General features: G+C 43.2%; 20 protein-coding genes and 1 pseudogene. 20 read left to right on the forward strand and 1 reads right to left on the reverse strand.

Going from position 1 to position 21382, the window contains the following annotated elements; all coding sequences use genetic code 11:
* Nucleotides 1-15: 15 nt before the first annotated feature.
* The 12 genes from AC2TF6_RS00230 to AC2TF6_RS00285 all read left to right on the forward strand — a co-directional run bounded on the left by AC2TF6_RS00230 (nucleotide 16) and on the right by AC2TF6_RS00285 (nucleotide 12741).
* Nucleotides 16-291 carry a transposase gene (locus AC2TF6_RS00230; protein WP_218002296.1) on the forward strand — a complete coding sequence of 92 codons (276 nt, stop codon included), beginning with the start codon at nucleotides 16-18 and terminating at the stop codon, nucleotides 289-291.
* Nucleotides 292-344: 53 nt separating this feature from the next.
* Nucleotides 345-1466: a LacI family DNA-binding transcriptional regulator gene (locus AC2TF6_RS00235; protein ID WP_053228685.1), complete on the forward strand. Its 1122-nt coding sequence runs from the start codon at nucleotides 345-347 to the stop codon at nucleotides 1464-1466.
* Between the two features lie 30 nt (nucleotides 1467-1496).
* Complete coding sequence (locus tag AC2TF6_RS00240) at nucleotides 1497-2786, forward strand: ABC transporter substrate-binding protein (RefSeq protein ID WP_454235919.1); 1290 nt, start codon at nucleotides 1497-1499, stop codon at nucleotides 2784-2786.
* A gap of 60 nt (nucleotides 2787-2846) precedes the next feature.
* Entirely contained in the window at nucleotides 2847-3749 is a 903-nt protein-coding gene (locus tag AC2TF6_RS00245) for a carbohydrate ABC transporter permease (protein ID WP_042228758.1), read from the forward strand.
* Nucleotides 3750-3754: 5 nt separating this feature from the next.
* Nucleotides 3755-4624, forward strand: a complete 870-nt coding sequence (locus AC2TF6_RS00250) for a carbohydrate ABC transporter permease (protein WP_084706569.1) — start codon at nucleotides 3755-3757, stop codon at nucleotides 4622-4624.
* A gap of 38 nt (nucleotides 4625-4662) precedes the next feature.
* Entirely contained in the window at nucleotides 4663-6006 is a 1344-nt protein-coding gene (locus tag AC2TF6_RS00255) for a glycoside hydrolase family 172 protein (RefSeq protein WP_042228757.1), read from the forward strand.
* A 98-nt stretch (nucleotides 6007-6104) separates the two neighbouring features.
* Entirely contained in the window at nucleotides 6105-7577 is a 1473-nt protein-coding gene (locus AC2TF6_RS00260) for a glycoside hydrolase family 32 protein (RefSeq protein WP_491309468.1), read from the forward strand.
* 15 nt (nucleotides 7578-7592) lie between these two features.
* Nucleotides 7593-8555 (forward strand): carbohydrate kinase family protein, encoded by a 963-nt coding sequence (locus tag AC2TF6_RS00265; RefSeq protein WP_491309469.1) that lies wholly within the window; start codon nucleotides 7593-7595, stop codon nucleotides 8553-8555.
* 636 nt (nucleotides 8556-9191) lie between these two features.
* Complete coding sequence (locus AC2TF6_RS00270) at nucleotides 9192-10148, forward strand: quinone oxidoreductase family protein (protein WP_042228752.1); 957 nt, start codon at nucleotides 9192-9194, stop codon at nucleotides 10146-10148.
* A gap of 3 nt (nucleotides 10149-10151) precedes the next feature.
* Complete coding sequence (locus tag AC2TF6_RS00275) at nucleotides 10152-10586, forward strand: MarR family winged helix-turn-helix transcriptional regulator (protein ID WP_491309470.1); 435 nt, start codon at nucleotides 10152-10154, stop codon at nucleotides 10584-10586.
* A gap of 357 nt (nucleotides 10587-10943) precedes the next feature.
* Nucleotides 10944-11630, forward strand: coding sequence for a response regulator (locus AC2TF6_RS00280; protein WP_491309471.1), 687 nt, complete (start codon nucleotides 10944-10946; stop codon nucleotides 11628-11630).
* Nucleotides 11623-12741, forward strand: coding sequence for a sensor histidine kinase (locus AC2TF6_RS00285; protein WP_454235925.1), 1119 nt, complete (start codon nucleotides 11623-11625; stop codon nucleotides 12739-12741). Before AC2TF6_RS00280 ends, AC2TF6_RS00285 begins: the two co-directional genes overlap by 8 nt.
* Here AC2TF6_RS00285 and AC2TF6_RS00290 read toward each other — a convergent pair.
* The gene (locus tag AC2TF6_RS00290; protein WP_491309472.1) at nucleotides 12738-14183 is read right to left on the reverse strand and encodes an alpha/beta hydrolase family protein; all 1446 of its coding nucleotides are present in this window, start codon (nucleotides 14181-14183) and stop codon (nucleotides 12738-12740) included. The two genes, AC2TF6_RS00285 and AC2TF6_RS00290, sit on opposite strands and share 4 nt — an antisense overlap.
* Before the next feature lie 852 nt (nucleotides 14184-15035).
* Here AC2TF6_RS00290 and AC2TF6_RS00295 point away from each other — a divergent pair.
* The 8 genes and pseudogenes from AC2TF6_RS00295 to AC2TF6_RS00330 form a co-directional block, all read left to right on the forward strand.
* Nucleotides 15036-15392, forward strand: a pseudogene (locus AC2TF6_RS00295) (NADAR family protein); the annotation flags it as partial.
* Nucleotides 15393-15433: 41 nt separating this feature from the next.
* Nucleotides 15434-16267, forward strand: a complete 834-nt coding sequence (locus tag AC2TF6_RS00300) for a TIGR02452 family protein (protein ID WP_491309473.1) — start codon at nucleotides 15434-15436, stop codon at nucleotides 16265-16267.
* 147 nt (nucleotides 16268-16414) lie between these two features.
* Nucleotides 16415-16900 (forward strand): NTF2 fold immunity protein, encoded by a 486-nt coding sequence (locus tag AC2TF6_RS00305; protein WP_491309474.1) that lies wholly within the window; start codon nucleotides 16415-16417, stop codon nucleotides 16898-16900.
* Nucleotides 16901-17054: 154 nt separating this feature from the next.
* Nucleotides 17055-17642 carry a DUF4291 domain-containing protein gene (locus AC2TF6_RS00310; RefSeq protein WP_491309475.1) on the forward strand — a complete coding sequence of 196 codons (588 nt, stop codon included), beginning with the start codon at nucleotides 17055-17057 and terminating at the stop codon, nucleotides 17640-17642.
* A 1007-nt stretch (nucleotides 17643-18649) separates the two neighbouring features.
* Nucleotides 18650-19201, forward strand: a complete 552-nt coding sequence (locus AC2TF6_RS00315) for an AAA family ATPase (protein WP_491309476.1) — start codon at nucleotides 18650-18652, stop codon at nucleotides 19199-19201.
* A gap of 134 nt (nucleotides 19202-19335) precedes the next feature.
* The gene (locus AC2TF6_RS00320) at nucleotides 19336-19689 is read left to right on the forward strand and encodes a hypothetical protein (RefSeq protein ID WP_491309477.1); all 354 of its coding nucleotides are present in this window, start codon (nucleotides 19336-19338) and stop codon (nucleotides 19687-19689) included.
* 117 nt (nucleotides 19690-19806) lie between these two features.
* Complete coding sequence (locus AC2TF6_RS00325) at nucleotides 19807-20010, forward strand: hypothetical protein (RefSeq protein ID WP_491309478.1); 204 nt, start codon at nucleotides 19807-19809, stop codon at nucleotides 20008-20010.
* 43 nt (nucleotides 20011-20053) lie between these two features.
* Complete coding sequence (locus AC2TF6_RS00330; RefSeq protein WP_491309479.1) at nucleotides 20054-20929, forward strand: DUF4261 domain-containing protein; 876 nt, start codon at nucleotides 20054-20056, stop codon at nucleotides 20927-20929.
* Nucleotides 20930-21382: the final 453 nt, after the last annotated feature.

The raw sequence follows: 21382 nt of genomic DNA on the forward strand, positions 1-21382 counted from the left end.
GTTGACCGTTTGCATGTGAATCGATACGTAACAGAGGCTTTGCAAATTGTTCGAAAACGGGTCCAGAAAGACCTGTCTCCCCGTGCGCGTCAACAGTTAAAGCATCATTATCGGCTACTGGGTAAAGGAGCTGACCAACTATCTGAAAGAGAAGCTGGATTGGTCAAGCAATTTCTTCAGTACTCGGATATTTTGTGTGCGGTGTATCAATGGAAAGAGATGTTCATTACTTGGATGTGTTTAAAGAGAATGTGTTTAAAGAGTGTTGACAAAGAAATATATATATTATAATATGAACTCAATTAAAACGATTACATATTGTACGTATTCATTTAATCGTTTAAATGCCTTTTAATTTAAAAACTATCATCGATTATTTTTTTATTTCTCTATTTAATCGATTAAATTCTTATGATAGTAATATTAGAAGAAAGAGGGAGATCGAAGTAGAAGGTAAAAAACCTAGCATAAAGGATGTTGCTAAAAAAGCTGAAGTATCCACAGCAACCGTTTCAAACGTAATGAATGCATCAAGATTTGTTAAAGAAGAAACAAAATTAAAAGTGTTAAAGGCTATGGAAGAGTTAAATTATAGACCAAGCACTGTAGCTAAATCACTTAAAGGAAAAGATACAAAAATAATTGGGTTGATCATTCCGATACGTCAAAATGATACATCAGCGGACTTCTTTATTTCGTTGGCAAATGGAATTGAAAGCGTACTAAATACGAAAGGGTATCGCCTAGTTATAAGCAATTCTCATGAAAATATTAATAATGAGCTCGAACAGATAGATATGTATAATACTCAATTTACGGATTATATGGATGGACTCATTATTGCGCCGACTTCTCAGAATGGAAAAAATGTAAATGAATTGTCTTATCTTCAGTACCCGGTTGTTTATGTGGATCGAAAACCAAGTGTACAGAATAAGGTGGATACGATTTATACAAATAACTATCAGATCACATACGAAGCCATCCAATTAATGGTTCAAAAGGGCAGAAAGAGGATTGCCTTTATATCAGGCCCTATTGATGTATCGAGTACGATTGAACGCTTTCAAGCCTATAAAGATGTATTGAAAGATAACCAGGTTCCCTTTGATGAGAAGATCACTTATGTAGGAGAGTCTTTATTTGAATCGGGATACGAGCTTACCCAAAAGGTGTTGGATCAGGAGATAGACGGATTAGTTATCGTAAATAACACGATGTCTATGGGAGCATATAAGTCCTTCAAAGAAAAGAAAGTTTCTGTTCCTAAGCAAATTTCCTTTCTTTCCTATGACGATTTTCAATGGATGAGCTTGACAGAACCACCTATTACAACAATCAAACAGCCTGCTTTTGAAATGGGACAAGCAGCAGCGGCACTTATGCTTGAAAAGCTTGAGAATTTGTCAAAAGATCCCGTTGAAATTTGTATTGATTCTACGCTTGTAATTCGAGGCTCTTTGTAAAAAAAATTAAAATTGGCAGAGGTGCTTAAAATGAAAAAGTTCAGCTACCTACTAATTTTACTTCTCGTTGTCAGCGTGGTTATTGCAGGTTGCAATAGCGGCGGTGGAGATTCGAATGAAGATGGTATTACGACTATTGATTTTGCTATCCATGTAGCGAATCCTATGGAACAAGAACCGGCATTTTCCAAACTGATTGAACAGTTTCAGATAGAAAATCCGGATATTAAGGTGAATTTAATCGGTAAAGAGCAACAAGAGCATGTGAAAAATATAAAAATGATGTCTCAATCGAACAAATTACCAGATGTATTTTGGATGCTTCCGGCTTCCGCTTCGGAGCTATATGAAGCCGGTATGCTAATGGGATTAAATGATTTTATTAAAGAAAATCCAGAGATTAAAAATTCTTTAAATGAAAATATGTTAAGTACTTATGCGGCAAATGGAGAACAATACGGACTGCCGTATCAGCCGCTAGTTACAGGTTTATTCTACAACAAAGCATTATTTAAGCAACACGGAGTAGAGCTTCCAAAGACAATCGAGGATCTGGTCGCAGCTGCAAAAGTGTTTAAACAAAACGGTGTGACTACGATTGCTAAAGGTGCCAAAGATGAATATTCAGTATGGGCCTTCTTAACTATGCTGTCTAGATATGGTTATTTTGAGAAAATCGACAATATTATGGCAGGTAAAGAAAAATACAATAACGAAGATTTTGTTAATTATTACAAAAAAATCGATGAGTTAAGAAAAGCTGGTGCATTCCCTGATAACGTTTCTACTCAAACGTATTTCCAAGCGGTTGAACAATTCCTCGGCGGCCAGGCAGCATTTCTTGATTCTGGAATGTGGGATATTCCAAAGATTGAAGAGAGCGGAATAGATGCAGGCTTCTGGTGGGGTCCAACGTTTGCAGACGGAGTCGGCAATCAGAATATAAGCTCCGTAGTGCCGGCGGCACCGCTTCTTGTAAGTAAAAATGTAGAGAAAGATGCAGCTAAGAAAGAAGCAGTTCTTAAATTGTTTGCCTTTTATTATGGAGAGAAAGGTACACAAATCATGGTAGAAAATCAAGTTCCGCCGATGACAAATACTAAAGTAACTATTGACGAAGCGAAGAACCCGTTATTCAAGCAGCTTGTTGACCAGATTCAGTTGGAAGGATGGGTCAGTCAACCCAATCAGCCAGACCTTGTCGTTCCAGAGGCCATTGGCAACGCAATGTATGACAGTATTTACGGTGTGATTAACGGAACCTACACACCTGAAGAGGCTGCAAAAGTTGTTCAGAATAAGGTAGATGAAACTAAATAATTAATAAGCTGGTCTGCTTATTAATATAAGAGCAGACAAGTACTAAAAGTAGGTGTGAATATGCGTTGGTTTAGCAGCAATTCAAACAAAATAATAATGTTATTGCCTACAATGCTTTTATATATGGTCTATATTATACTACCAATTATTATTGCAGCGTATTACAGTTTAACACGTTTTACAGGGATAGGTAAGCCTAAATTCACAGGAATGTCCAATTATTTAAGACTATTTAATGATCCGATTTTTATGGTTGCTCTGAAAAACACCTTCATAGTTCTGGTTGTTACTCTTATTATTCTTATACCGGCAGCCTTTCTTTTATCGTTGCTTCTGAATAAGAAGATGAAAGGTTTGGGAGTGATTCGGGCGATTAATTATTCACCTTCAATTATTGCGCCAATTATGGTGGGGTTAATCTGGGTATTTATTTTAGATCCTAAAATCGGATTGATTAACAACGTATTAAATATGATAGGACTGGAATCCTGGGCTTTACAATGGATTGGCGGTGATAAGCTAACGCCATTCTCAGTAGCTGTCGTCCAAAGTTGGCAAAGTCTTGGATATATCGCAACAATTTTTCTCGCGGGACTAACTTTAATCCCAAAAGAGATGTATGAGGCAGCTGATATTGATGGTGCTACTAAATTTCAGCAATTGAGAAACATCACGGTTCCTCTGTTGGGTGAGACCTTTAAGCTGAACATCATCTTAGCGATTACCTTATGTTTTAAAATTTTTGAAACGGTGCTCCAATTAACGAATGGTGGACCAAATCATCTATCCGATGTATTAGTTACCTACATGTATAGTACAACATTTAATGCTGGAGAATACGGGTATGGAATGGCAATCGCTGTAGCTTCCCTCATTGCAACAATTCTCTTAACTGGTATTATTTTGGGAATGTTCACCTTCGGTAAAAGAATGGTTAACAGCGAAGGAGCGAGGAAAGCGTGAAGACAATGATATCAACGGCTCAAGGAACAAAAGTTGCGGTGTCCAAGCGGAAAAGCGGCAGGCTGCTTTCCCGATTGCTCACTTTCGGAATAACCGCGCTGGTGATGATTCCGTTTCCGTGGATGATTCTGCTTTCCTTTAAAGATAATCAGTCTATTCTAACAGACCCTCTTTCAATACCGAAGTCATTTAGCCTGGAGAACTATGTCCGTGCATTCCAAACGCTTGATATGGGGCTGCTTTATAAAAACACCTTTTTTATTGCAGTTGTCTCCGTCTTTATGGGTCTTGTTGTAAGCTTTATGAGTTCATTCGCATTGAGCAGAATGGTGTTTAAAAGCAACAAATGGAAGAATGGTTTGTATTTATTTTTAATAGCGGGACTAGCCATCCCCCCATTTATCTTGCTATACCCGATTTACAAAATCACGATATTTTTTGGGATTGAAAATACGTATTTATCACTCATTTTGCCGTATATTGCAACGACTCTATCGTTTAACACTTTGTTGTTTGTAGGTTTTTTAAAGGACTTTCCGTCAGAAATAGAAGAAGCCGCATTAATTGATGGAGCAAACCTTTATATACTCTGTGCAAAAGTTGTTATTCCGATAGTAAAACCGGTCATGATGACTATTTTGATCTTTAATACTCTTTACGTGTGGAACGAGTTTCCATTCGCGGCAACCCTTATTACGGATCAATCATTAATGACCATCTCAATGGCTATTTCAGAATTTAAAGGTAGATACAATATCGACTATGGCGGTATTGTTTCGGCAAACCTGTTGTTTATTATTCCGCAGCTGATATTCTTTACAATTTTTCAGAAACACATTGTTGAAGGAATGACAGCTGGTGCAGTTAAAGGATAAAAAAAAATTACAAAAATGATTACTTGGAGGAAATAAAAATGACTAATCTATCTAACGGCAGTATGCAGCACTTAACCACACATAAGGATGTTCGTTCGGCGCGTGTATCGAGCTCTGATCAAACAGGAAGAAACCAAGACTACTGGTTGATTCCGCCGAATGAATCCGTTGTTTTAGGGGAAATCGAAGGTCCGGGTTGTTTAACTCATTTCTGGATGACTTCATTTTGTCGGAAAATTATGGGTCCTAGTATTGTAGATCCAGCTTTGGGTAGTAATGTAGCACCTGTAAATGAAATTCACAACGCCCTGGGTGTAACTTGGGAAGAGCAAGATCCATTCTATTACCGAAAAGCACTAATCAAAATTACATGGGACGATCAGGATACACCAAGCGTTCTGGCACCATTCGGTGACTTTTTCTGTGTAGGTCACTCCTTACCGGGGAATTTTCAATCTGCTCCGTTTAACGTATCGGTAAAGCCTGAAGAGGCGAACAAATTTGGAGCACCTGCTGCATTAAACTGCTATTTCCCAATGCCATTTAACAAAAAAGCAAAAATTGAAATTGTAAATGAAAATGAACTTCCGTTCGGTTTGTACTTCTATATCGATTATGAGCTTTATAAAGAAGAACTGCCTGAAGATACGGTATACTTCCATGCTAACTGGCATCGTGAAAATCCATGTGAAGGTTGGGGAAATGATCTTCAAGTAAACAGCCCGGCAGTTCAAAGCGTGGCAAACCTTTCGGGTGAAGAAAACTATGTCGTGCTTGAAACAGAAGGAAAAGGACATTATGTTGGCTGTAATCTATCGGTCAACCATTTTCAAGGCAGCTGGTGGGGAGAGGGCGACGATATGATTTTTATTGATGGCGAAACAGAGCCAAGTATCAATGGTACTGGAACAGAGGATTATTTCGGACATGCATGGGGTATGCAAAAAAATGCTTTCTTATACAATGGCTCAATCATTCATGAAAGTGAAAAACCTGGTTATCAAGTGTCCTACCGCTTTCATATCGCAGATCCCATTCATTTCGCGGAAAAAATAAAAGTGACTATTGAACATGGCCATGCCAACCATTTATCGGATGATTGGTCCTCAACAGCCTACTGGTACCAAACGCTTCCGTCTCCTAAGCTAGATATTTTGCCAGTGGAGCAAAGATTGCCTCACGTGGCAGTAATGCCGGAAGTAAAACAAGATACCAAGCCTGAGCTTAATGATGAACAGCGTAAAGCTTATGAGCTTGCCGAAAAATTAGAGCAATCCTATGTAACCGAAAAGAAAAATCAGATGGAAATAAAGTTTAATAAAACAAGAGAATCATCTGTCGGAAATAAAGAACATGTTCAACGTGTGAAAAGCACACTTTAAGGATTCGTCCGGGAACTAATTAAATGAACTCGCTTCAAATAATTAGTTCTTCCCCTTCCCTTAACAAGAACTATTAACTGTAACCGGAGGCTATTCGAATGCTTACATCGAAACATCAGGTTGCTTTGGATGCAGCCAACAAGATCATTGAGCAGAAAAAAGAGCATGTCGCCCAAAGTACTTATCGCCTGCATTATCACTTTATGGCACCGACCGGCTGGATCAATGATCCAAATGGGTTTGTTCAGTATAGCGGTGAGTATCATTTGTTTTACCAGCATTATCCTTACGATTCAAAGTGGGGACCCATGCATTGGGGTCACGCAAAGAGTGATGACTTAATTCACTGGAAGCACCTTCCGGTGGCATTAGCTCCATCCGAGCCCTATGATTCGGGAGATGTTGAAGGGTATGGCTGCTTTTCAGGGAGTGCCTTTGTCAACAATGGGGAGCTTGTACTTGCTTACACAGGTCATGTGGACGGTAATACGCCGCAGCAGGTTCAATGTATTGCTACTAGCAAGGATGGCGTTCATTTTGAAAAGTACGAACATAATCCGGTTATTGATCAATTTCCAAGCGAAGGAACCCATGATTTTAGAGATCCGAAAGTGTGGAAACATGAAGACAAATGGTATATGGTCGTAGGAACAAAAAAAGACGGTAAAGGCAAAGCCGCTCTTTATACTTCAGAAGATCAGCATAAATGGGAGTTTAAGGGGATAGCTGCTGAGAGTGACGGCACCCAGGGCGATATGTGGGAATGCCCGGATTTATTTCCGCTAAATCATAGACATGTGCTGATCGTTTCACCGATGTATGGTAAACAGAATGAGAATCCTTTTTATGTTATCGGAGATATGGATTATGAAGCAGGGATTTTCACTCAAAAAGTATCTTCTATACTAGACTATGGTTTTGATTTCTATGCTCCTCAAACACTAGTGGATGATAAAGGACGAAGAATTGTGATCGGCTGGATGGAAAAATGGTTAACTAAAATGCCATCGCAAGAGCATGGTTGGGCAGGGGCAATGTCCATTCCACGAGAACTTGTTCTCGAATCCAATCATGTAGTCAAGCAAAAACCTATAGAAGAGATCGTTTCACTAAGATCGGATTATCAGAAATGGGATGTCTCAGCTATTGACGGTATAAAGGTTATAAGTGAGACTTATGATTCGGTTTCGGAAACGATTATCGAAGTTGATGTCAATGAAACAGATGCGGCTGCGTTTGGTTTACAACTGCGTTGTTCTCAAGATGGGGAAGAAAGAACGGATATTCTTTTTGATCTAAAGAATAATGAAATAAAGATGGACCGTACCCGTTCAGGGTCAGGTGAAAAAGGAGTAAGCACTGCGCCATTGCATATTAAAGATGGATCCATTCATATTCGCTTATTTATGGATACGACCTCGGTAGAGCTGTTTGTAAATGAAGGCGAGCAGGTAATAACGAATCGGTTTTTTCCGAATGAGAAAAGCCAACAATTTAACATCTTTACAAGTGACGGTCATTTGAAAATCCGTAATTTTGAATCATGGAAATTAAACTCAAGCTGGAAGTAGAAGGGTGAACTAACGATGTATGATGTAGTATCACTAGGGGAACTGCTCATTGATTTTACTCCTGTAGGAGTTTCTGATAACGGGAATACTCTTTTTGAATCGAATCCGGGAGGCGCACCTGCCAATGTGTTGGCGGTATTATCAAGATATGGGCATAAAACAGCGTTTATCGGCAAAGTGGGAGATGACCAACTAGGTCATTTCTTGGGAAAGGTTTTAGAAAATAATCATATCGATGCAAGAGGGCTCAGCTACGCGAATAATGTGAATACGACCTTAGCATTTGTTCACTTAGATAAAGCAGGGGATCGATCCTTTCACTTCTATCGTTCACCAGGAGCCGACATGATGCTGAGTGAAGACGAAGTAGATTTAACTCTGCTTAATAATGCTAAAGTATTACATTTTGGCTCGTTGTCCATGACCCATGAAATGGTTAAGAAAGCTACTTTAAAAGCAGTAGCAGCAGCGAATGAGAAAGGTATTCTGGTGTCTTATGATCCGAATCTGAGACCGCTGCTTTGGGATAGCTTAGAACGTGCTAAAGAGACGATTATTGAAGGAATGCAGTACGCAGATATTGTTAAAATATCTGAAGAAGAACTTTTATTTATTACAGGTCTGACGGACCTCGAAAAGGGATCAAGAGAATTGGTAGAGCGATTCCACTTGAAACTGCTGTTAATCACTTTGGGCGATAAAGGCTGCTTCTACCGATTAAAGCATGAAACAGGTTATGTCAAAGCCAAATCTGTGAATGCTGTCGATACGACTGGCGCTGGTGATATTTTTTTAGGCTCATTATTGCATAAGATTTTAGAAAAAAAAATAACGTTAGAATTGCTGACACCGGGTATAATTGAAGAAATGATCTCATTTGCCAATATTGCAGCTGGTCTCAGCACAACCCAAAAAGGTGCCATTCCCGCGATTCCTGAGCTTGATGATGTTAACAAGATTTTTGAAGATAACGTGTGAAGAGCCGAACATTCAGCTCTTTTTTCGTTGTTATGAAGATATACTTGTTTAATTAAGGTATTGAACTATGAGATTCCTAATCTGCAACAATTTAGAATGATTTGCGTTTGAGAAGTGGAAGTGTCCGATAAAGGAGAGATAAGATACAATGGCTACAGAAAAGTGCCATCAAGGTTTCTTTATGAAATGGGCGCACTAAAAGATAACAGTATATAGGGTTAAAAGTCATTGTAGTATTCTTGGGAGCAGCTATTGTAGCTGCTCCCTGTTTTCATTAGTCTACCCTATCAACCGATACGGTTAACCGTATTACAAATAATGGTAAAGTGACGGATTTCGGCCTTCTGTAGTTGAGGGAGCACCTTAACCACTTCAGGGTTGTAAAGGATTTGAAATCCGGGGGCAGGCGAATGTGGTAGTGAATCGGATGGGGATTATACCGCAATATAGCTGAACGAGTGAGCTCGCCCAACGGTGAAGCAAGAATTTGGCTAATCCTTAAACTTTAGCTTCTTCACTAAGGAATGGTTCGGAAAAGAGTTCGAAATAAAGAGTGCATAATGCACATAGTTTGCGCTATATATTAGATTATGTGCAATATGCACATAATCTTGAGTGGAAGAAGGGTTTATAACTATGAAGGCAGCAATCGTAAAGGAAAAGGGGACAATTCCCGTAATGGGTCATTTTGATTTCCCCGTTGCGACAGATGGACAAGTTGTAATTAACGTTTCGGCAACAGCCTTGAGTCGAGTTAGCAAGTTCCGTTCAATGGGTATGCACTACTCATCTAAGGTTAACTTTCCAATTGTAGCCGGTCTTGACGGTGTTGGAACTTTGAAGGATGGAACTCGTGTTTACTTTGCACTGCCAACTGCACCGTATGGCAGTTTGGCTGAGCAAACTATTGTCAACGAGAAGCTGACTGTCCGCTTACCGGATGGTATTAATGATCTCACTGCTGCCGCTATTGCCAACCCAGCTATGTCGTCATGGGCTGCATTGGTATTTCGAGCTGACTTCAAACCCGGCCAAACGGTATTGATTAATGGCGCTACTGGTGCATCCGGTAGTTTAGCAGTTCAGATTGCTAAGGGACTGGGGGCCAAGAAGATCATTGTCACGGGACGCAATGAATCGAAGCTGCAAGTACTTGAAGCCGATGAGGCCATTGCATTTGACATGACAGCTGACAACGGACAAAATAGGTTTGAAAACGCCCTAATGTCGGTTGTTGCTGAAGGTGTTGATGTCGTTTTGGATTACCTTTGGGGCGATAGCGCACTTGCCATTATGTCAGCTCTTGCTAGGGCTCATACGGATCGTACCACCCGTTTTGTAAGCATTGGAACCTCATCCGGACAAGAAAATATTCATTTGCCTTCGTCTATTTTACGCTCATCAACAATCGAACTCGTAGGAAGCGGAGATAAGAGTGTTTCTAAAGCTGATATGCTATCCGCCGTTAAAGGTGTTTTTGACATGGCCGCCGAGGGGAAGTTAAAAATCGCCATAAAAGAGTTTGCTCTAGAAGATATCGAAGTGGCTTGGAATGCCCCACTGACGCCCCGTCCAGTTGTAAAGGTGCAATAAAAAATGGAAAACGAGATTTTTAAAGCGCTGTTCGATTTAGTTTCCATTATCAATCGGCCAGACCGAGATAAGAAATTGATTGATAATGCCGGCGTGAATTTGGAAGCAGTAACCTTTCGCGTCTTCGTTGGTATCGCGCATCTCCAACCGACTAGTGTTGGTGAATTGGCTGCCATGATGGGGAAAAACTATTCGAGCGTTAGTCGGCAAATCGATAAGCTAGAGACCGCCGGATTGGTTCATACGTATCCATCAAGTTCCGATTCCCGGATTCGTGTGTCTGAATTGACGACATACGGGGAGGAAGTGAGTACAATGATTAGCCTCGCCCGTGAGCGCAATATGCGCGAAGCTTTGGCTGATTGGACTCCGGAGGAAAGAAATGGATTATTGAATAATTTAAGACGTTTATTCGAATCGCTGAAAAGGTTCGACTAAGTACTGTTCAAAATGCAAGTTACATTAGTGGCCAGCAATGCCGCGCGGCACACTTAGGCGCATTTTTCGCCGATAGTCCCGTTAAGCTGAACCGTACCATAAGTGACGGCGAAAAATCACCCACAACCGGGGGTAGCTCCAGTATCATGCTTCGCTGGTTTTTGACTTCCATAAAACCCCCTTTCGCCGTTCAGGGGAACCATTCCAGATTGTCAGCCGCAAACGTGATCGACGGATTCATAAGGAGAATCCGCGTAACTTCAGAGATTCTTTAGATTTTCCCCAACGAAATCTTCATATGTTTTTCTTATGCTGGGAGCTAAGACCGATTTTTAGCAGATAACCAGGAGGTTGTAGATGGAAAAGATCACCATATTGGTTGTGGATGACGACTCCGAAATCAGGGACTTTATACGTATCTTCTTGTGTAATGAAGGATATCATGTACTGGAAGCGGAGAATGGTTTGCAGGCGCTGGAGATTGTCAAGACATCATCCGTGCAATTGATCATTCTGGATGTGATGATGGCCCATATGGATGGAATTAGGGCATGCCTGAAAATCAGAGAAATCTCGAAGATCCCCATTATCATGCTGTCTGCCAAGGAAGAAGACATTGATATTATAACCGGGTTGACTACCGGAGCGGATGATTATATGACCAAGCCGTTCAGTCTCTTGGAATTGACGGCTCGAGTCAAGGCGCAACTACGCCGGCAAAGCTACTCCGTCAAGAAGCCAGAGCAAGACGTCATTGTCGTCGGAGACTTAATCATAGACGGGGCGATGCACCAAGTAACCGTAAAGGGAAAGGAAATATCCCTGACACCTCTTGAATTTTCCATACTCGAACTGATGGCAAGCCATCGCGGACATGTGTTCAGCGTGGATAAAATTTACGAACGGGTTTGGAAAGAGTCTTCCAGCATCTCGGATAATACGGTTGTAGTTCATATCCGAAACCTCCGGGAGAAAATTGAGGTGAACCCGCGGGAACCCCGGTACGTCAAGACAGTCTGGGGAGTGGGATACAAAATTGAATAAACTCCTTTCTCTGATTTTCGGGAAACGAAGCATTCGTGTGCGCATGTTCTGGTCGTTTATCCTAAGCTTAACCCTTGCGATGAACGTATCGTCCTTACTCAACGAATCTTTGTTAAATAGTCTTCTTGCTGCTAGACACTTCCCCTATTTATCAATCGTGCTATATGGCGTATTATCTACCGTTTCGTTTATCGTCCTCTTTATTTTGAGCTTCTCCCTCATGACCCGGCGCATCGTGCAATATTTGCTTAGTCTGGCTGAAGGACTTGATTATATCGCCGGAGGAAATCTGCGCCATCGCGTTCCGCTCTTAAGGAAAGACGAACTGGGCAGGGTTGCGGAAAACATTAACGCGATGGCCGAAAAACTGGAACGCCAAATCGCAAAGGAACGGCAAATCCAAAAGTCCCAAATGGACTTGATTACAGGCGTATCCCACGATTTACGGACGCCCCTTACCAACATTATTGGATATCTGGAATTGTTGAAAAATAGAGTCTATCACAATGAGCAGGAGCAGGAACGATTCGTCGACATCACCTACAATAAAGCCATGCAACTGAAGAACCTCATTGATGACTTATTTGAGTACACGCGTCTCACAACCAGTGACGCCAAGTTTGTAATGGGCCAGTTCGATATACGGGAGCTGCTCACGCAGATTGCAGCCGAATTTCAACCCTTCGCCAAAGAACTTGGGGTCACTGTAGAGACGTATTTGGCGTTCAAGTCGATGCCGATACCTATGGATCCGGGAAAAATAAGGAGAGCCATCGACAACCTTCTGATGAATGCTTTGAAGTTCTCCGTGAAGCCGGGAGTTGTACGCGTTTCATTGGAAGCACGCCCCCCTTTTGTTGCCATCAAGATCGAGAATGAAGGAACTCCGATATCGAAGGAACAGGAGGAGCTGCTATTTGGGCGGTTTTACAAAGCCGACCACTCGAGAACTGCCAATGCGATCCAGACCGGTTCAGGATTAGGACTATCCATTGCCAAGAGTATCGTCGAACGGCACAACGGCACCTTAAGCCTGGTTCATTCATCAGGACATTTTACTTTCATCATTGAACTTCCCTTGACCACCGCCGCCCATGACGATGAAAATTAGTCGTTCACCTTATAATTCACTTCCGGGTATTTGGCTTCCAAATCTTTCAGCGCAGAATCGTCCTTCCCTTTTAAATACCGATCGAAGAAGGCAACACTGAATTCGTTCACGATGCGGTGATCCCGCCGCGGGTCTGCGCCGCCCAAGCCCGGTAGCGGAGAGAATAATGCAAGATCGGAGTAGCTTGCATGCTTTGAACCCGGAATAAGGATCGATAACCCCCCGCCTGCCAAAGCATTGCGCGATTTTTGTATATATTCTTTTCTCGGGGCTTCAAACACTTCGCGGCTTACCCCACCTAACTGTTTAGCGACATCGTCGTATGAGGCCATCACCAAATTGTAGATCTCCTCGGAATACATCTGAAAGAACGGTTTCCCCAATCCTTTGTCGGAAACCGGCGGACCATAAATCCCGCCGTCCATGCACAAGGCAGCCTTCACGCGCGAATCGTTCTTCGTCATTTGCAATGTAACGGCTCCCCCGAACGAATGTCCAAGCATGCCGATTCGATCGATATCGATTTTGCCGGTAAAACGGCCTGCAGGATCGTTCCGATTAAGCTTCTCCACTTGATTGAGCACAAAGGTAGCATCGTCGGTCCAAAGCGGGATATGCTGTTCGTACTGGGCATTGGAAGTCAATTTGCTGTCCGTTCTGCTCGGGGCTACTCTTCCGTCGGGAAACACTGAAACGGCAGCTTCATAAGCATAATCGATGCCTACCACGATATAGCCGTGGCTTGCCAGTTCTTCCACCTGGTACATATTTTGATTGCGATACCCGTTCATTCCGTGAGAAAAAATCAATACCGGATAACGGCTTTCCGCATCCGAAAGCTTGGCTTCCAACAAAGAATGCGTTTTGATCAGTCCCAGATGGCTAAACGTGAAAGCCGGAAGGCCGAGCGTTTTGGACGATATTCCTCCAGTCACTTTTGACGCGTTTAAAAGATAAGGACTCCTCTTTTCCCCTCTTCCTTCGGCGGCCGGATACCAAACTTGCACCATCAACTCGCGTCGGTCTTCAGGGTTGCTCGAATACGTTTCCCGCCGCTGTTCATCTACCCAGTGATAAACCGTCGTTCCGACCGCATATGGCCCCGTCGGTTTCTCAAACGAGAATACCGGCAATATCGCAGGCGGAGCAACCGAAACCAACAAATATACGGTCAATAGCACCGCTTGAACCGTAACCGCAATCCGGCTTCTGCCGCCCTCCCTCCGCTTGCCAATGAAAAAATAAGCCGTCAATAAGAGTGGCGTCAAGTAGGCAGGAACCATCTCCCACCGTCCACCTTCCACGACAATCTGCACAATTACCAAACTGTAGGCGGTCCCTAAAGGGATGAACAATCCCCGGCCGCCTTTCTTGTTCGCGATTACCGCCCAGTACAACAAGCCAAAATTGACCACGATCAAGCCTATTTCCCAAAACCTCATGCCGATTCTACCTCCCGTTACTATAAATACGAACTTGATCCAGCTTACAAAAAAATTATAAAGATGAAAGGGGGAATATTATAAATTTTTTATGAATGTCGAGGGGGAAATTGTCCTTCCGCTACAAGGTGTAGAAACGAGGCAAATACCATCGTTAGGAAGGTTCAAATGTTTACATTTGTTATGGGGAGAGGCTGTAACGCAATTGCGACAGAGCTTGCCTGTTACATTGGCACGCATCCCGGTGCGCGCGAACGTTGAGTTGCCGCGGTAAAAAGCTCAAGTTCAATAAGTTTGAGCTTTTTTGTCGTGCTCGCGCGGAAGTTCCGCAATTGGCAATTTCATCGACGTTTGACGGTGAATCAAAAAAATCGAAAAAAATGCTGCCATGCCAAATCTTTTTAGCTGCATGCTCGTTGTACTAGCCGAAGCATGCTCGGGCGCGCGCGCCCAGAGTACCTTTGGTTAGCCATTAAGGCACTTTGTTCTGCAACGCAGAATCTTCACGTGAATTAATTACGCTTGATGAATTAATATCTATATGGAATAAGGCATTAGAGAAAGAGACAGTAATACGGTACGTTATTTATTCCTTAAATCACAAACCGCACTTCAATCTTCTCCAAAACGTTATACCGAGACACAATACGCGGGGAACCATACCATAAGTGACGGCGAAAAATTTAGTGTGTCTTGAAAAACAAGTGGATTTCTCAGAATCAGACCACCTTGAAAAGATTATAAGCAATTTGAAGCAATTTCTAGCAGGCGTTGACGAAATGGAAGAACGAGAGGCAAATGATATTTCGACCGAGTTTGTAGACACCATTATTTATACGAAAATTGGTGGAGAAAGACGGCGGGATCGACAAAAGCTGCTTCAGCCAATGGTGGATGAGTCCTTTCGTGGTAGAGGGATACGAGTATTCCTGTGTCGAGCAGTTTATGATGTCCGAGAAAGCAAGACTTTTTGGAGATGGCGAAATGTTGGACGCGATTCTTAAAGCTAAGCATCCTAAGGAGATGAAAGCCTACGGGCGTGCAGTAACGAAAAACCGTATTCTCGTCGAGGCCAGCCCACGGGATTGCATTTGGGGAATCGGCATGGGGCAGTCCAATCCGGATGTGGAGAATCCCCTAAAATGGCATGGTAAGAACCTACTCGGATTTGTGTTGACCGAAGCGAGAGACGAACTACTGCGAGATTAACATCTACTGGATTTGTTATTGATGAAAGAAGAGGGTATGAAATGAAGCGAAAAGAAATTGCTGAGGAAACATTACGAATACAGCGGCAAGGCTTCTATGAATATAAGGGGCGGCGGGTAGAATTCGCCACTGCACAAAAGCATTCGGAGGAAAATAGCGAGCTGATTACACCAGAACATGGAGAGACACTGGTGCGGGGAATCGCCGAGCTGCCTAAGCTGCCGCAAGAAGCCGCTTATTTTGTCGCCAACGAGACCACAGTAAAGGCGATTTTTGATTTTGCGGAGACAGGGAAAGGGCGCGTCGGCGTGTTAAACTTCGCTAGCGCAAAAAATCCCGGGGGTGGATTTTTAAAGGGGGCGATGGCTCAGGAAGAAAGCCTAGCGGCCTCCAGCGGATTATATGAAACGCAGCTGCGTAATGAACGTTATTATAAGGCTAATCGGGCCTGGAAGTCGATGATGTATACTAACCACGCCATCTATTCGCCGGATGTAGTGTTTTTCCGTGACCAGCGGTTCGGCCTAATAGAGCAGCCGGTGACAGCTTCAGTATTGACTCTGCCCGCCGTGAATTATGGGCAGGTTCTGTTAAAGGGAGAGGACCCCCGGAAGGCGGAATGTATGATGAAAGACCGGATGCGACTAGCCTTAGCAATATTCGCCCAAAAAGGCGATATGAACCTCATTTTGGGTGCCTACGGCTGCGGTGTTTTCCGGAATGACCCGGTGAAGGTGGCAGGTTGGTGGCGGGAGCTGCTGGAGGATGAAGGCTTGGGATTACTGTTTTCGGAAATTCGTTTTGCGGTCTTGGACACTTCCAAAGAGGGCAAGTGCATTCATGCTTTTGAAAGGGAGTTCAATGGGCACTGCTAACAAAATGGCCGATTAGGTGCTCATTTCGTTGCTTGCCGCGCAGAAACCATGTTTTCTGTTCTTTAATCAACTTATATAGATGGAGTATATAGATGGAAGCATGTAGACTTCTCCTGATCTCAACAATCTCTTTAGGGGTGATTCAAAATGAGCTTTATGGATGCTTTGGAGCAATTAATAGCAGAGCAGGAGCAAGAACGTGACCGGCTTCGAGTCAATCAAATCACCGTACGGGCCGACTATAAGAAAAAGAGCAAACGCAACGTTTATCAAAAGCAAAAAGTCATTGAATATGGCTTTGTAGAACATGATTTGGATGATGAGAATTTATATGGAAGATTTGAACTCTATTTCGCTGATCGCGACACTCTTCTCCAGAAAGATCGGTTTGGAGATGAAACTGCTTTTGGTGAGCTTACAGATGTACATGCAGTTGCAACGGCAATCTTCTCCTATTTAGCGGAACATTATCCCCACTTTTTGGAGGAAACTCCCTTCGCTATCAGCTATAACCCTATTGCAGAAGCTTGGATTATCGAAGGAACTCTTCCTCCGGGATGTTTTGGCGGTGTCATTTATATTGCTCTCGCGAAAGAAAATGGAAGGATACTCATGATATTTGGAACGAGATAAATTACAAAAGAAATGAACAGATTTCAATATTTTGATTTATCTCACATTATGCGGTCTTTTTCAGATATGGTGCAAAGTAAGTTCCGGGTTATTGTTATTTGGCATATAAGGCAGATAAGACGCAGTGCGACAAATCGGAATTTAGGGAGACAACATGGAATATATAAAAGAGGTATTTGCACAATACGATAGACAATGTATTCGGGTTTATCAGGCTTATAATCCAGTGATTGCAAAAGAAGCAGTTGCCTTACAGACTTTTGGCGAAAACTTTAATCTCAATCGCATGACATGGATAAAACCTTCCTTTTTGTGGATGATGTATCGGTCTAATTGGGGAACAAAGAAGAATCAGGAATGTATTTTGGCTTTGGATATATATATGGAAAAATTTAATGAATTGTTGAGGAAAGCGGTGCTAACTTCACCAGACTCAATGATTTACAAAGGTTCAACTCAATGGGAAAAAGCATTTGAGGAAACAACAGTTTATTGCCAATGGGATCCCGATAGAAATGTGAATGGCAATTCCATAAATCGTGCAGCAATTCAAATCGGTCTAAAAGGAACCACTTTAAAAGAATTTCTGGCCGATGGAATTTACCGCATTGAGGATTTGACACCGCTTGTGAAGAAATGGAATGTACAGCGAAAGCAGGGAAAACTAAATTCTAAAAATTTACCAATAGAAAGAATTTATCCTATTAAAAACAACGAAATTAGAAAAAGGCTGGATATGTGACAACAAACTAAATTTCAGTTTGTCGGATCGTCATTACGTTCAGCTTATTGGTAAAATGCGTACATAATGGGCATTTTACAAATTTGACTGTATCATAATAAGTTTTCATTCAAGTTCGCCGATAGACCCGAAAAGCTGAACCATACCATAAGTGACGGCGAAAAATAATGTTGGGGGGAACTGCAGGGAGTATTGTTGGCATATGGAATAGAGTGATTCTGAGCCTCTAAAAAAATCGACTTTTTGGCAAACAGTTTGTAGCCGCTCCGTCCCAAACTCTCTTCTTCCTGTTCAGTTCATTCCATAAATGGTTGAAGTAGTCCTCGATATGAACGAGGAGCGCCGCATGACGCAAAGGGACAATGTCCTGCTTCCCGTGTGACAATAGCGAATCCAACAGTCATATAGTTGGATTAGTCCTGATTGGTATAATTCAATAAACTGGCTATCAGGATACGCCGAGTCTTCACTGATGTTGGATTCAAAGGATGCGTTATAGTTGTAAAACGTCTTCCCAAGATAACATTTTTTCGCCCTCCGTATGTTTGGAATAAGAATCTTTCCTTGCAGGTTTGGGGGCAATGGTAGTTTGCCGAGGGGCAGGCTAAACACAGGCCTTTTAGGATTTTCGTTCATGTGCATGCAAATGAAAGCAGTTTACGCGAATCCGGAAACTAGGCGTCATCATTGACCGGACATGCCGCATGTTCGACCATTTCGGCTACCCGTCAGACCGGCAACCGCCCCGGCACACTAAAGAGAACTGTTGAAGCATGTTTTTCGACTATATGATATAGTGCTCCATAGAATTTAATCACTTCGTAGTGACCTCTTACAGATTGCATGTGCCTACAACTACGCCGCTGCAATCCTCATCTGTCCCGCATCCGATGCTTATAGCCTCGGCATGCTTGAAAGTTGACCGCACCTACTCTATTCATTCTACGTTCAACGAAACCACGGACGGGCCGAACTCGCCTATCCAAGCTCTATCTAAGGAGGATTTTATGCAGTTAGATGGACACCATTTTTTTGTCATCACAGGGGGCCCTGGCTCAGGGAAGAGTACGCTCCTCGATTATCTCGAACAGCAAGGCTTCATGCGGTCGGTTGAAGCGGGACGAAGCATCATCCAGGAGCAAACGATGATTGGCGGTGCCGCTCTGCCTTGGAAAGACAGAATACTCTTCGCAGAGCTCATGCTATCTTGGGAAATGCGTTCATACCGACAAGGACTGAAGCAAGGAAATACCGCCCCCGTGCTGTTTGATCGAGGTGTGCCTGACGTCATCGGGTATCTTCGACTGGAGGGTTTAGATGTTCCGTTTCATATCCAGCGCGCTGGCGAATTATTTCGCTACAATAAACGCGTCTTTATCGCCCCGCCCTGGCCGGACATTTATCGAAATGACGCCGAACGAAAACAGGATCTGAAGACAGCCTGCCGAACCTTTGACACGATGGCAGCCGTTTACACCGAACTTGGATACGAATTAGTCGAGCTTCCGCGTTGCAGCATCGAAGACCGCGTCGAATACATCCGGTCGAGCATACGCTGACGAAGAGTGTCGGAGTGTTAGGCATTAGCAATGAAATGTAAGTAGAATAGTACGGGATCAAAAAAGTGAGCATCGGATTAATTGTACACGGGAACGTTAGTTCTGATATACTGAGAAAAAAGGAGAAATGTAGCATGGGAATTTCTGTTTATTACACTTGTATGAGAAACTATAACCTTACCAACAGTGAGGAGCAAGAGATAACGGCCATCATTGATAAATACGATGCGGGTTTTGAAATGAAGGATATTGGAGAAACGTTTTGTGTTTATGACTATGATCAGGATGAACCGACAGTGATCTTTGCAGGTTCAACAAAGCTACCCTTTTCAGATGATTTTGAAGATACATTGCATGCGCTGTTTTATTGGTTGACCTGTTTGACGGATATTAGAAGAAGTATTTCTAATGGGGATTGGCATGTGCATCTAGATGATACGGATGCCATTTGGGATGAGGAAACGGGTTGGCAAATGCCGGAAGATTAGTAATCGTATTCCCAACAAAGTAATGGAGGGATCTTATTTAATTGCATGTGCGAGGCAAATCGAGAATGCTCCAAATAGGGGCAATACCAGCGTAGCTGTCACCAAGAACGTTACCGCATGGCTCGTGAGCTGCATGATACGATTGGCCATACTTTTACTTCCTTGGGTGACAAGGCGCTCAAAATTCAGAAACTTCATAAAGGTGTTGGCATAGCGGTTTCTGGGTTCGGTGGTTTAAGTGATTCCTGTGTAATAGCTGCAAGAAGTATTCTTACAGCCCAAAACAAAGTATCAGTTAATGAATTGAAGAGTTGTTGTTGAATTATTTCAAAGGAACGACATACGAACGGAGTGGTAGGGGAGAATGGAGAACGAACGCGTGCTTCAGCAAAATTTAAATGAAAAAAGTGAGTTTCAGCGGTTGTTTCAAATGTATCTGTTGTTTGAGGAGAAAGCGGAACGTCCGAATGCGGAAGCCGTTCGGAACGCGTTAGTAACCCGATGCGGGAAAACGGATACCGTGTCGGCAGCCGACGCATTGTCGTCGTTTGCCGTAGAGGCTTATAAAGTAGCCTACCAGGAAGGGGAACTGCCGGCTCAGGTGGTGATGGCAGACGTTACTCCTTTTCAACCGGAGACGATTACCGACTTGGAGCGCACCCAGTTTTGGACGATGCCGGATGCGGAGGAAGTTCTGCAAAAATGCCGCTATAAGCTGCTGATCAGCGACTTCATGGCAGCGGGGCTGGACTATAAATCGCGCAGCGCCTTATTGGCGGATTGGCTGGAGGCTGCTGTAAGCCTGTTCCCGACCTGCAAAGCGATCTGGATTCCATCGAGCGGGAAATTGCTGCATACGGCCGAAATTGCGGATAATCCGTACGAAGGAGCCGCGCGGTTCTTGCAGTTCGGCATGAATATCCGCTATTTTACCATTCATGGGACCGAAGACAGCTTGATCGATTCACTCGGACTCTTTGCGATTGGACTTCCGGATGTCCAGTACCACTTTCATACATTGGATCCGAACGACGTGTCACGGCATGCATTCAATGTCGCGGCCTACTTGTTTGAAGCGGATGTGCCGGTAAGCGACGGTGAGACGATCGCCGGTTTGCTGAACGGGGAGATGGCGCCGGACGCGCATTGGCCTTGCAGGTTCGAAATGGCGCTGATCCAGCCTTCCAGAGAAGTGATGGACGTCAGCCCGGGTGAATATTCGGCAGGAGAACGAGAATAAATCTACGGCACAAAAATGAGCTGGCGGTACGTTTCCGCTAGCTCATTTTTAATGCCTTTATTTTCCCGGACATGGCCGCCGCTCCGGCATAAACGTCCCCGCTCCCGGCCGAAAAGGCCGTATCCATGTAGCAGCTAGCCGAAGGGAACCGTTCGGGCGCTGCCCGTATGCACATCGTGACAAAGGCCAAAGCCAATGCGGTCGTCTACGAGAAGCCCGTGAGTCATCCGGACGAGGTTGCCGGCATGTAACGGCAGCCTTGTTGAGCCAACGGGTAGTACCAGACGACGGATTGCTTCTGTAGCCTTTTGTGTTTGTCATGAAAGTTTGGTCATAGTCCTTGAATCGGGTAAAATGTTGATAACACAATACATTGCGGCGAATTTTTCGCCGTTATATCCGTTAAGCTGAACCGTACCATAAGTGACGGCGAAATTTTGTTGGTGGGACGTT

This window comes from Paenibacillus sp. JNUCC 35, from assembly GCF_058269095.1.